We start from the raw sequence: 12,075 nt of genomic DNA on the forward strand, positions 1-12,075 counted from the left end.
AAAATCAAGCCAAATTCAGCGACCGGACCCATTCAATTGTTTTTTGCCTGTTTTCTTCAGGATTCCGCACAAGTGGGTCAACCAGGGAGAGTTCCCCCAAGAATTTGCAGCCCGGCAGATTTTTTTTGAAATCCTCAAAACATTTTTTAGTGCCGCCGCCCTTGTGGCAAGCAAACAAAGCAATTTTCTTGCCTTCGAGTTTTTGGGTTTTCAAAAAGGTGTTGACTGGGGCTGCAAACGACCCCGCCCAGACTGGCGTGCCGATCAAAACGGTATCATACTCCGCAAAATCCGGAAACTCATTTTCCAGGTCCGGCTGTTCACGAAACACAACACTTTTCCCGCCCCAAAAGAACTTCCGGAAACCCTTCTTTGGGATTTCCTGCTTTGGTCTAAGCTCCAGTAAATCCGCTTCAGTTTCTTTTGCGATAGCTTGGGCAATCATGCGGGTATTGCCTTCCAGAGAATAAAAAACCACAATGCTTTTCATAAAAATCCTCCTCAAGATTTCTTCATCAGCTTATAAAAACGGCTTGTGTCAGATCATCTGCCGGAGCTTTTTGCGGTCCAAAACGCGGATTCCTCCCCGGGACAGCTGTACGATCCCTTCATCAGCGAAATATTTCAGCATCCGTGACACCACCTCGCGGGCGCTGCCTATATATTTTGCTACCTGTTCGTGGGTCAGCCGGATGGTGTCATCCTGTGATTTGGAAAGTTCATCCGATAGAAAAACAGCGAGCCGTTTGTCAAAGCTCATAAACAGAATCTGCTGCATGGTCCACATGACATCGGAAAAACGGTCGGTTGCAAGCCGGTAGGAAAAATTTTCAACAAAAACATTGGTACGGGAAAGCTCAGAAAAAACCGGTGTGCTGATTTGGAGCGTTTCGCAGTCGGACTCGGCGTCTATGTGGACTTCAAAGGTAATGCTTTTGAGAATGCAGGAGGCGGAAAGGATGCAGACATCCCCTTTATAAAGGCGATAAAGCGTAATTTCCCGCCCTTCCTCCGAGAGCATATAGGTGCGCAGAATGCCGCTTTTGATTAAAAGAACACCGATACAGTCCTGATCACCGCTATGGATGTTTGTCCCCTTCGGATATTTGACCGTCATGACGTTTTGCAGCAGACGTTCCTGCTCCTGTGCGGAAAGATGGTCCCAAAATGGAAACTGCGTTTGAAGGATTGCCCTGTCTTCCGGACGGTTCATTCCTATGGTCCCCCTTTTCTCTATGCGGCGGTTTAAATAAAGGCTTCTAAAAACCATCATTATAACTAGTATACAATGATTTTCGCTGAAAAAATAGAAGGGTTTGTAAATTTTTTTCATGGACATTTATAAAGAAAGGGGCGGTGAACTTGTTAGATATTTGTCTGCCGGGAACGGGCGGTGTGATTCCGCTGGAGAACCGCTGGCTGGCCTGCTGCTGGATGGACTATCAGGGCAGCGCGCTTCTGATTGACTGCGGCGAGGGTACCCAGATCGCGCTGAAAAAATCCGGCTGCAAACTGCGCCGTCTTGATACACTGCTGATTACCCATTTTCACGCGGATCATATTGCCGGGCTGCCTGGGCTGTTGCTTACGCTTGGCAACAGCGGAAAAACGACGCCCCTGACGATCATTGGGCCGGCAGGGCTGAAGCAGGTTGTCGGCTCACTGATGATCATCGCTCCGGTGCTGCCGTACCCGCTCCGAATCGGGGAGCTTGAAACGGATCAAAGCGGAATGGTTGAAATGGATGGGCTGCAAATTTCTTATCTGCCGCTGAGCCATGGGATACCGTGCTTTGGCTATGGCGTTGCGGTGAAACGCAAACCGGTGTTCAACCCGTTTAAAGCGGAACAGCTTGGAATACCGAAGCCTCTGTACAGAACCCTGCATGCCGGGCAGCCGGTCCGGCTGGAGGACGGGCGCGTGATAGAACCGCCGATGGTTCTGGACGGCGAACGGAAACCGCTTTTCGTCTGCTATTGCACCGATACCCAGCCGATTGCCTCGATTGCGGAATTTGCACACGGCGCCGACCTGCTGATCTGCGAAGGAATGTATGGCGGCGACGAACTGCATGAAAAAATGGAGGAGCGGGGGCATATGGTGTTTTCAGACAGCGCCGGGCTTGCAAAAAAAGCGGGCGTGAAACAGCTTTGGCTGACCCATTTCAGCCCAGCGTGCTTAAATCCGGAGGAATCTATCGATGCCGCCCGCCGGATTTTCCCGAACACACAGGCGGCATACGATGGAATCCGCCTGACCCTGCCATGAAGAAAGCCCGCCGGCAGCGACCGGCGGGCTTTCTTTTTAAATGACATGCTGCGGAACAGTTTTCCGCGTTTTTACAAATTGTCGCAGATTACCCCAAAAATTTTAAAGCAATTTCGAATTCTTATAAACAGAATATTATGAATAGTCAGGTACATTTTCTGGAAAGGGGGTAACCGGACGGTGCCATATATTCCAACCTATACGATCAAAGAGCACAGCCGCCAGTATCTCCTTGTTCGGAAGCTTGCAACATTTGAGCGCCATTTCTATCGGCCGGAAGATTATCTGTATGACGGCTCCGGTTTCTGGCTTGTTCTGGATTCCTCCGACGATCAGTGCCCGGTTGAATTGAAACTTCGGGATTTGCTGGAAACCGCAGAAAAGTATGCGGAATCGGAAGGACTTGACGTTATCGAGCCCGGATGGAATCTTTCATCTCTCTGACATAAGCGGAAAGATGACCGCCCGCATTCTCTCCGTATTGTTCAATGAGTTTCACAATTGCGCTGCCCACAATGACGCCGTCGGCAAGCTTGGATAATTTATGGGCCTGCTCCGGCGTGTTGATCCCGAAGCCCACAGCCACAGGAATTTTGCTCACAGACCTGGCCGTTTCGATGATGGAGGCCAGGTCTGTTTTAATTTCGCTGCGCATGCCTGTGACCCCCATGGAAGATACAATGTACAGGAACCCCTTGGCTTCCGCCGCTATTTTTCTGATTCTGTCCGCTGAGGTGGGCGCGATCAGGGAAATCACGTCCACATGGTGCGATTCCGCGATACCGGACAGCTCGCCTTTTTCCTCAAAGGGAAGGTCGGGAATAATGATTCCGTCCAGTCCCACACTTTCACAGCGTGAGAAGAACCGCTCGTAGCCATACTTAAATACGGGATTTAAATAGGTTAAAAAGACAAGGGGAGTATCAGTCTGTTTGCGTACGGTTTCCACGATGCGAAACATCGCTTCGGTGTCCGCGCCGGCCGACAGAGCGCGGATGTTGGCCTCCTGAATAACGGGGCCCTCCGCAATCGGGTCGGAAAAGGGAATCCCGATTTCGATGAGGTCCGCGCCGCTTTCCGCCATATCCAGAATCAGTTCGCAGCTTTTTTCAATGGACGGGTCTCCGCCGGTGACAAATCCGATAAACGCCTTTCCGTTCTCAAACGCCTTTTGAATCTTACTCATGGATATCCCTCCCTCTGTATCTTGCGATTGCCGCAACATCCTTGTCGCCCCGCCCGGACAGGCAGACAATGACGATCTCGTCTTTCTTCATTTTAGGCGCTGTTTTCATGGCATGATAAACCGCATGCGCGCTTTCAATGGCGCAGATGATGCCTTCCGTCCGCGCCAGATACTCGAATGCCTCGACCGCTTCGTCGTCGGTCACAGGGACATATTCAGCTCTGCCGATATCGTGCAGGTGTGCGTGTTCCGGCCCCATTCCCGGATAGTCCAGACCCGCGGATATCGAATAAACCGGCGCGATCTGGCCGTTTTCATCCTGGCAGAAATAGGACTTCATGCCGTGAAAAACGCCAGGAGTGCCTTTTGCGATGGTTGCGGCGTGTTTGTCGGTATCAACCCCGCGTCCCGCCGCCTCGCAGCCGATCAGCTTTACACCGGTATCGTTGATGAAATGATAAAACATGCCCATGGCATTGGAACCGCCGCCCACGCAGGCCATTACCACAGAGGGAAGCTTTCCCTCGCGTTCCAGAATCTGTTCTCTTGCCTCACAGCTGATGACGCTCTGAAAATCCCGCACCATCATCGGGAACGGATGCGGCCCCATAACCGAGCCGAGTACATAATGGGTATCGTGCACACGGTTGGTCCACTCCCGCATGGTTTCGTTGACTGCGTCCTTGAGCGTCATGGTGCCGCTGGTGACCGGATGCACCGTTGCCCCGAGGAGCTCCATGCGGTATACGTTAAGCGCCTGCCGCTCCGTATCCTCTTTGCCCATAAAGATTTCGCATTCCATGCCGAGCAGGGCGGCGGCGGTCGCGGTTGCGACCCCGTGCTGTCCTGCGCCCGTCTCCGCAATGACACGGGTCTTACCCATTTTTTTTGCCAGCAGCGCCTGCCCCAGCACGTTGTTGATCTTGTGGGAGCCGGTATGGTTAAGGTCCTCGCGTTTGAGATAAACTTTCGCGCCCCCCAGGTCTTTTGTCATCTTCTCCGCGTAATACAGCAGAGACGGCCTGCCCGCATACTCTTTCAAAAGCGTATCAAGCTCCGCGTTGAAAGACGGATCGTTTTTATAAAATTCGTATGCGGCTTCAAGCCGGATGATTTCGTTCATCAGCGTTTCGGGGATATACTGCCCGCCGTGGACGCCGTATCTTCCTTTTGACATATTGGTGACCTCCCTTATATGAGTTTCTTTTCTACCGTTGCCCGGGTTTTTAAAGTTTCCATCAGGCCGGCAAACTGTCCCGGGTCCAGCGATTGCCCGCCGTCGCACAGCGCGTGGGCGGGATCGTTATGGACTTCCACCAGCAGGCCGTCCGCGCCGACCGCCAATACCGCTTTGGAAAGCGGCGCGACAAGGCTCCGGATTCCGGTTGCGTGGCTGGGGTCGACGATGACCGGCAGATGGGATTTCTGCTTCAGGAGCACCACCGCCGAAAGGTCGAGGGTGTTCCGCGTCATCGTTTCAAAGGTGCGGATTCCCCGTTCGCAGAGGATGATTTGATCGTTGCCTTCCGACATGATGTATTCCGCGCTCATGAGAAGCTCTTCAATGGAATTGGCAAGCCCTCTTTTCAGAAGCACCGGCTTTTTCAGCTGGCCGACCGCTTTGAGCAGGTCGAAATTCTGCATGTTCCTGGCACCGATCTGAATGACGTCGATGTCCTCGAACAGCGGAATCTGGGTCTGGTTCATGATCTCGGACACAATGGGCAGTCCGGTGGCCTTCTTTGCTTCCAGCAGCAGGTTCAGCCCGTCGGCGCCGATGCCCTGAAAGGAATAAGGGGAGGTTCTGGGTTTGAACGCCCCGCCCCGCAGCAGCTTCGCCCCGCTTGCTTTCACCGACTCGGCCACCTTGATGATCTGCTCTTCGGATTCCACCGAGCATGGCCCGGCGATGACCGTAAAGCTGCCCTCGCCAATGACGGCGTTCCCGACGGGAATCAGCGTATCGTCCGTGTGCACGGTGCGGTTGACGGCTTTATACTGCTCGGTGACACGCCGCCCGTATTCCACGATTCCGCTTGTCTGCACCACATGCTCCAGATCGACCGCGGCGGTGTTTCCCAGCAGACAAACCGCCGTATGCTCGGTTCCCACGCTGAGAATGGTGGAAAAGCCCTTTGCCTCCCAGCTCCTGATAAAACAGTCTATTTTTTCCTGCGAAACGCCGGGCTTTAAAATAAATACCATATCTAGATCTCCCTAACTTCGCGGACGAGCCGCAGAATCTTATTTTTATCCTTCACGCCGCCCGTTTCCGCGCCGCTGCTGATATCGACGCAGTAGGGATGCATGCGGACGGCTGCCCGGATATTGGTTTCGTTAATCCCGCCTGCCAGAAAATACGGCTGGCTGACAGCGGGGATCTGTCCCCAGTCAAAGGCTTTTCCCGTGCCGCCTTTGCCGCTGTCCAGAAGCAGGAAATCCGCCTTGGATGGGAGCATACGTTGTGTGTTGGCCGCATCCATGCGTACCGCCTTGATCACAGGGACACCGGTCCGGCTTTTCAAAGCTTTGATATAGAGGTCGTCCTCCTGCCCGTGAAGCTGGACCATTTCGATAATGTGTTCTGCGCAGAGACGGAGAATCTCCTCCTGCTCTGCGTTGACGAACACGCCGACCGGGACAATCCCGGGATGCAGGCGGTTTCGCAGGAGCTTGGAGGTTTCGGCGCTGACCTGCCTTGGGCTTTTGGCAAATACAAAACCGATATAGTCCGGCATCGCCTCGTTGACATAATCGATATCGCATTCCCGGAACAGGCCGCAGATTTTCACCTTGGTCATCGCCGGATTCTCCGCAGTTCGTCAAGCGCGGCTTTTTTGTCGGGGGTTCTCATCAGTGTTTCACCGATCAGCACGCCGCTGACATTCGCGCGGCGGAGTTCCTCTACATCCTGCGCGGTTTTGATCCCGCTTTCCGCCACAAACAGGACATTGTCCGGAACTATCGACCGGAGCCGGATACCGGTATGGATATCCACCGTGAAATCCTTGAGGTTCCGGTTGTTTACACCTATGACCCTTGCGCCCGCGCGCAGGGCAGAGTCGATTTCCGCTTCATCATGCGCCTCCACCAGCGCGGAAAGCCCGAGGCTGTCGGCAATGCAAAGGTATTCCGCCAGCGTTTCTGTGTCGAGCAGGGAACAGATCAGCAGCACTGCCGACGCGCCCAGCACTTTTGCTTCGTAAATCTGATAGGCGTCCACCGTGAAATCCTTGCGCAGGACGGGGATGGTGACCGTTTGTGCGATTTCCCGCAGATAACGGTCGCTGCCCTGAAAATAATACGGCTCTGTCAGCACGGAAATCGCTGCGGCGCCTGCCGCCTCATAGTCCCGCGCAATCTGGAGATACGGAAAATCCTCTGCAATGACACCTTTTGAGGGTGATGCCTTTTTTACCTCGCAGATGAACGAAATACCCTCTTTTGCAAGCGCCTGCTCAAACGGGAACTCCCGACTGGCTGGCAGTGACTTTGCTTCGGATATTAAAACAGCAATACTTTTTGCTTTTTTCGCCTGCGCGACCCGACTTCGGGTTTTCTCCGCGATTTCCTGCAAAATCATGCGGCCACCTCATTGGACAGACGGATCAGGTCATTCAGCTTTTGCATTGCTTTGCCGCTGTCAATCAATTCCGCCGCCATGCCTACGCCGTCTTGAAGTGAGGATACTTTACCCGCGATGTAAAGCCCTGCCCCCGCGTTCAGCAAAACGGCGTCCCGCTTCGGGCCTTTTTCTCCTTTGAGAATTGAAAGCGTGATCTGTGCGTTCTGTGCCGGCGTACCGCCGACCAGATCGGATTTGCTGCATCTGGCGAGACCGAATTCTTCCGGAGTAATACTATACGTTTTGTATTGACTGTCCCGAAATTCACAGATGGTAGTAGGACTGCTCATGGAGATTTCATCCAGCTTATCCTGCCCGAACACCACCATGCCGCGTTTCACGCCGAGGCTGGAAAGCACATGCGCGAGCGGTTCCACTAGTTTTTCCGAGTAAACGCCCAGAACCTGCAGCTTTGCCGACGCGGGATTGGTGAGGGGCCCCAGAATGTTGAAGATCGTCCGCACGCCGAGCTCTTTTCTCACCGGTCCGACATATTTCATGGATGTGTGGTATTTCTGGGCGAAGAAGAAACAGATGCCGATTTTCTGCAGCAGTTTCCGGCACTGCTCGGGCTCCAGCGAGATGTTTACGCCGAGCGCCTCCAGCACATCCGCGGCCCCGCTTGCGGAGGATGCGGCGCGGTTTCCGTGCTTCGCGACGAGCACGCCCGCCGCGGCGATGACGATAGAGGCGGTCGTGGAAATATTGAAGGATTTTGCGCCGTCTCCTCCGGTCCCCACAATTTCCAGAAGCTCCATGTTATGTTCGAGCTTCAGGGCGTGCGCGCGCATACCGGCCGCGCAGGCGGCTATTTCCTCATCGGTTTCCCCCTTGGTGCTCAGGGCTGCGAGAAAAGCCGCGGTCTGCACCTGAGAGGTATTTCCGCTCATGATTTCGTCCATTACGGTATTGGCTTCCTCATAAGAGAGATTTTGTCTCTCAATCAATTTTGCCGTTGCTTCTCTGATCATCTTCGCTGCCTCCTATAAAATTTTTCAAAATGACTCTGCCGTGCGGCGTCAGGATAGATTCCGGATGAAACTGAACGCCGTATATTTTATAATCACGATGCCTGACCGCCATGATTTCTCCGTCATCCGTCCGCGCCGTAACAACCAGCTCCTCCGGCATGCTATTTTCCAGCACCGCAAGGGAATGGTACCGCGCGCCTTTGATCGTAGCGGGCAGGCCCCTGAAGATGGGGCATTCGGGGTCGATGCGGATCTCCGACTGCTTGCCGTGCATGAGCCGTTTGGCGTAGGAAACGGTTGCGCCATAGGCTTCACAGATCGCCTGATGGCCGAGGCAAACGCCCAGCACCGGAACTTTCCCGGCGAAGTAGCTCGCCGCTTCCACGCAGACCCCCGCGTCCGCGGGTTTTCCGGGGCCGGGGGAGAGGATGATCCGGCCGGGACGGAGCGCCTCGATTTCCTGAACCGTCAGTTCGTCGTTCCGGATCACACGGACATCCGGATGGATTTCCCCCACCAGCTGGTAAAGGTTGTAGGAGAAGCTGTCATAATTGTCAATCAACAGAATCATTTGTCCATTCCTCCTTCGGCAGACTCCAGTGCGCTGACAACCGCTTTTGCCTTGTTGATGCACTCTCTGAACTCGTTTTCGGGGACGCTGTCCGCCACAATGCCCGCGCCCGAACGGACAAATACTTTTCCGTTTTTCTTAAACGCAATCCGGATGGCGATGCAGGTGTCCATATTTCCGGTGAAGTCAATATAGCCGATCGCGCCGCCGTAAATGCCGCGCTTGTTGTTTTCCAGCTCGTTGATGATTTCACAGGCGCGGATTTTCGGCGCGCCGGAAAGCGTTCCCGCGGGGAGCACCGCGCCAATGGCGTCCAGCGCCGTTTTATCTTCCCGGATAGTGCCGTGCACGGTGGAGCCGATATGCATCACATGGGAGAACCGCTCAACCGACAGATACTTTTCCACTTCAACGGTACCGAACCGGCTGATCCTGCCGAGATCGTTGCGCCCAAGGTCGACCAGCATGTTGTGTTCCGCAAGTTCCTTGGGGTCTTCCAGCAGTTCCTGTTCCAGCTGTTTGTCCTGTGCGTTGTCCGCGCCGCGCGGCCTTGTGCCCGCAAGGGGAAAGGTGTACAGATTACCGTCCTGAAGCTTCACCAGTGTTTCAGGGGACGCGCCCGCGATTTCAAGATCATCACTGGAAAAGTAGAACATGTAGGGCGACGGGTTGGTAGTCCGCAGAACCCGATAGGTGTCGAACAGGCTTCCTTCCGCGTCCGCCTCCAGACGGTTTGACAAAACCACCTGAAAGATATCGCCCTCGTAAATATACCGCTTTGCTTTTTCCACCATGGCACAGTAGGCGTTTTCATCAAACAGGGGGCGGAATTCGCTGTTCAGTTTCAACGGCTGGATATCCGCCGGCCGTCCGTTTTTGATCAGCCGTTCCATGCTGTCCAGCTCCAGCAGGGCTTTGCCGTAATTTTCCTCCAGGGCTTCTGTCTTGATATTCACGATCAGTGTGATCTTCTGCTTGAGATGATCAAACGCGATGACCTTGTCGAACAGCATCAGATCGAGATCCTTGAAGCCCTCCTGATCCTCTGCGTCAAGCTTCAGGCCCGGTTCGCTGTACTTGATGTAGTCGTAGGAAAAATATCCGACCAGCCCTCCCGTAAAGGGCGGGAGGCCGTCAAAACGCGGGCTTTTGTTGTCGTCGATAATCTGCCGGATATATTGCGCGGGATTGCTGCATTCCATGGTAATTTTTGTCCCGGCGTTGATGCTGACCATGCCGTTCTGGCAGGTAATCTCCATCTGCGGGTCGTATCCGAGAAAGGTATAACGTCCCCATTTTGATGCGTCTTCGAGGCTCTCCAGCAGGTAGCAATGCCGGCTGACGCCTTTTAAAATGCGTAAAATTTCGATTGGCGTGCAGAAATCCGCATACAGCGTACGGCTGATCGGGATTGTCAGAAATTTCCCCGCCAACTCTTTTGCCTCTTTCAAGCTTGGTTTGCACATGGCAACGTCACACTCCTTTGAAAATAAAAAAAATCCGCCCTCGACAAACTAAATTGTCAAGGGCGGATTGAATCGTTCATCCGCGGTGCCACCTTGATTTGAGAGAGGATAGACCGTCTCTCACACTCGTCGGGATACCAACATATCCCCGGCAACTCACGTATGCCTCACGTCGCGGAATACTCAGCACAAAGCCTTTGACCGCGCCCTCCGTGGTCCATTTAACAATCTGCGTTCTGCCGGCTTCTCAGCACCCCGGCTCTCTGTAAGTGCACGAACTGTTTTTATCTCCACTTCAACGGTTTATCTGGATAATATGAAATTTTTTATATTATATGCCGCCCGACGCGGTTTGTCAATAGTGCTTTTGCGAAAAATACAGCCTTAAAATGACGCCGATTACATCATCTTTATACAGAAATGCTTGTAAAATCATGTTTTGGGGACAAAAAATTTTGAATAATAATTATGTCAATTATTTTTAAGTATAGAAATGACTGATAATCAGGTTATGCGGATAATAAGGTTTCTGTGAACAGAATATTTAAATACATAACAGAAAAACTATATGATGAGTCGAAAGACTTATTTAAATAAAGGAGTGATATAATGGCTGATAAAAGCCTTGAAGAAGCAAAAAAACTGAATCAGAAATCCCAGCAAAGCAGCTCCGGTTCCTCCTCCTCTTCCGGTAGCCAAAGCAGTTCCGGCAGCAATTGGAACCAAAATCTCCAGCAGGCAAAACAGCTCAACCAGCAGTCCGCCAGTTCCTCTTCCGGACAGAGCGCATTTGGCAGCAGCTATCTGAATTCCGTGAACAACGGCAGCCAGGATCTGCAGCAGGCCAAACAGGCAAACCAGCAGTATTCGAGCTCTGTGTCCGGACAGAGCGCATTTGGCAGCAGCTATCTGAATTCCGTGAACAACGGCAGCCAGGACCTGCAGCAGGCCAAACAGGCAAACCAGCAGTATTCGAGTTCTATGTCCGGACAGAGCGGGTTTGGCAGCAGCTATCTGAATTCCGTGAACAACGGCAGCCAGGACCTGCAGCAGGCCAAACAGGCAAATCAGCAGTCCGCCAGTGGTTCTTCGTTTACAACGGGTTCCGGTTCAAATCTGGATTCGGTAAAAAAGGAAAATCAAAAATCACAGCAAAACAAAGGGAAGTAACCTGAAATCATGAAAGGACGCCATTTGACGTCCTTTTACTTTTCGTCTAAAAAACGTGCAATATTACAAATAGTACGTTCATCTATGAAGTGTTCAATCCGTTCCACCTGTTCCAGTTCGTCATCCGAACCGTTAATACGGCAAAGAAACCGGTTGAGCAGGTTGTGCCGGTAAAGCAGATAATTTCCGGCTGCCAGCCCCGATTCGGTGGGCGTAATGCAGCCGTACTTTTCCGAACGGACAAGAGAAAGCGTTCTCAGATTATCCACCATCTTGGAAGCGGATGATGGTTTTACATTCAGGCACTGCGATAAAATATGAATGCGTGTATATCCGTTTTTTTCCGAAAGACGACAGATCATTTCCAGATAATCCTCCATAGCGGCGGTTATTCCGGCTTTTGCGGCTAATTCGTAGCCTTTTTGCGTATGAAAATCATAGGGACTATACATTTTGATTTCTCCTTTCCGGGAACACAATGCTTTTTTCTCACATATATTAGCATCAAGAAAAAAAGTTTCCCTTGACTAATACTTATTTTAAGGAGAAGACACTTATGAATGAGAAAACTTTTTTGTCCAGCTTGAAAGTCGGACAAAAGGCAAAAGTTACATCTTTACTGTCGGAAGGAAGCATGAGGAGGAGGCTGCAGGATATCGGGCTGATTGAGGGCACGGAGATAGAGTGTATCCAGAAAAGTCCTGCGGGTGACCCGGTGGCCTACCTGATTCGCGGCGCGCTGATTGCGCTGAGGTCAGAAGATTCCGCAATGGTACTCATAGCCTGCTGAGCGAGAGGCGTCGGGGACAGGGCATGGC

Annotated in this window: 15 protein-coding genes; 4 read left to right on the forward strand and 11 right to left on the reverse strand. The window is 52.5% G+C overall.

Features of this window, described 5'->3' with window-relative positions:
- Positions 1-4: 4 nt before the first annotated feature.
- Together C1A10_RS02305 and C1A10_RS02310 are read right to left on the reverse strand one after the other, a co-directional pair.
- The gene (locus tag C1A10_RS02305; protein ID WP_101908687.1) at positions 5-490 is read right to left on the reverse strand and encodes a flavodoxin family protein; all 486 of its coding nucleotides are present in this window, start codon (positions 488-490) and stop codon (positions 5-7) included.
- Positions 491-538: 48 nt separating this feature from the next.
- The gene (locus C1A10_RS02310; protein ID WP_101908688.1) at positions 539-1,213 is read right to left on the reverse strand and encodes a Crp/Fnr family transcriptional regulator; all 675 of its coding nucleotides are present in this window, start codon (positions 1,211-1,213) and stop codon (positions 539-541) included.
- 149 nt (positions 1,214-1,362) lie between these two features.
- Here C1A10_RS02310 and C1A10_RS02315 point away from each other — a divergent pair, with 149 nt between their 5' ends.
- Positions 1,363-2,268: a ribonuclease Z gene (locus tag C1A10_RS02315; protein ID WP_101908689.1), complete on the forward strand. Its 906-nt coding sequence runs from the start codon at positions 1,363-1,365 to the stop codon at positions 2,266-2,268.
- A 180-nt stretch (positions 2,269-2,448) separates the two neighbouring features.
- On the forward strand, positions 2,449-2,712 hold the full coding sequence (locus tag C1A10_RS02320; RefSeq protein ID WP_101908690.1) for a hypothetical protein: 264 nt from the start codon (positions 2,449-2,451) through the stop codon (positions 2,710-2,712).
- Here C1A10_RS02320 and trpA read toward each other — a convergent pair.
- The 8 genes from trpA to trpE are packed head-to-tail and all read right to left on the reverse strand — an operon-like array spanning position 2,678 to position 10,087.
- A complete protein-coding gene (gene trpA, locus C1A10_RS02325) occupies positions 2,678-3,454 on the reverse strand; it encodes a tryptophan synthase subunit alpha (RefSeq protein ID WP_101908691.1) in 777 nt (258 codons plus the stop codon). The genes C1A10_RS02320 and trpA overlap by 35 nt on opposite strands.
- Positions 3,447-4,631 (reverse strand): tryptophan synthase subunit beta, encoded by a 1,185-nt coding sequence (gene trpB, locus C1A10_RS02330; RefSeq protein WP_101908692.1) that lies wholly within the window; start codon positions 4,629-4,631, stop codon positions 3,447-3,449. The genes trpA and trpB overlap by 8 nt, the downstream gene beginning before the upstream one ends.
- Positions 4,632-4,645: 14 nt before the next feature.
- The gene (aroF, locus tag C1A10_RS02335) at positions 4,646-5,659 is read right to left on the reverse strand and encodes a 3-deoxy-7-phosphoheptulonate synthase (RefSeq protein WP_101908693.1); all 1,014 of its coding nucleotides are present in this window, start codon (positions 5,657-5,659) and stop codon (positions 4,646-4,648) included.
- A gap of 2 nt (positions 5,660-5,661) precedes the next feature.
- Complete coding sequence (locus C1A10_RS02340; protein ID WP_101908694.1) at positions 5,662-6,255, reverse strand: phosphoribosylanthranilate isomerase; 594 nt, start codon at positions 6,253-6,255, stop codon at positions 5,662-5,664.
- Positions 6,252-7,037 carry an indole-3-glycerol phosphate synthase TrpC gene (gene trpC / locus C1A10_RS02345; protein WP_101908695.1) on the reverse strand — a complete coding sequence of 262 codons (786 nt, stop codon included), beginning with the start codon at positions 7,035-7,037 and terminating at the stop codon, positions 6,252-6,254. The genes C1A10_RS02340 and trpC overlap by 4 nt, the downstream gene beginning before the upstream one ends.
- Positions 7,034-8,050, reverse strand: a complete 1,017-nt coding sequence (gene trpD / locus C1A10_RS02350) for an anthranilate phosphoribosyltransferase (RefSeq protein ID WP_101908696.1) — start codon at positions 8,048-8,050, stop codon at positions 7,034-7,036. The genes trpC and trpD overlap by 4 nt, the downstream gene beginning before the upstream one ends.
- Positions 8,019-8,621 (reverse strand): anthranilate synthase component II, encoded by a 603-nt coding sequence (locus C1A10_RS02355; RefSeq protein WP_101908697.1) that lies wholly within the window; start codon positions 8,619-8,621, stop codon positions 8,019-8,021. The genes trpD and C1A10_RS02355 overlap by 32 nt, the downstream gene beginning before the upstream one ends.
- Positions 8,618-10,087 (reverse strand): anthranilate synthase component I, encoded by a 1,470-nt coding sequence (gene trpE / locus C1A10_RS02360; protein ID WP_101908698.1) that lies wholly within the window; start codon positions 10,085-10,087, stop codon positions 8,618-8,620. Before trpE ends, C1A10_RS02355 begins: the two co-directional genes overlap by 4 nt.
- A gap of 609 nt (positions 10,088-10,696) precedes the next feature.
- On the opposite strand from trpE, the gene C1A10_RS18645 reads away from it, so the two are divergent.
- Positions 10,697-11,257, forward strand: a complete 561-nt coding sequence (locus C1A10_RS18645) for a hypothetical protein (protein WP_101908699.1) — start codon at positions 10,697-10,699, stop codon at positions 11,255-11,257.
- Positions 11,258-11,292: 35 nt separating this feature from the next.
- Here C1A10_RS18645 and C1A10_RS02370 read toward each other — a convergent pair whose 3' ends face one another.
- A complete protein-coding gene (locus C1A10_RS02370; RefSeq protein WP_101908700.1) occupies positions 11,293-11,709 on the reverse strand; it encodes a metal-dependent transcriptional regulator in 417 nt (138 codons plus the stop codon).
- A gap of 104 nt (positions 11,710-11,813) precedes the next feature.
- Between C1A10_RS02370 and C1A10_RS02375 the strand changes: the two genes are divergently transcribed.
- The gene (locus C1A10_RS02375) at positions 11,814-12,047 is read left to right on the forward strand and encodes a FeoA family protein (protein ID WP_101908701.1); all 234 of its coding nucleotides are present in this window, start codon (positions 11,814-11,816) and stop codon (positions 12,045-12,047) included.
- Positions 12,048-12,075 lie beyond the last annotated feature (28 nt).

The organism is Marasmitruncus massiliensis (genome assembly GCF_900186535.1).
In the GTDB taxonomy this organism is placed as follows: Bacteria; Bacillota; Clostridia; order Oscillospirales; family Ruminococcaceae; genus Anaerotruncus; species Anaerotruncus massiliensis_A.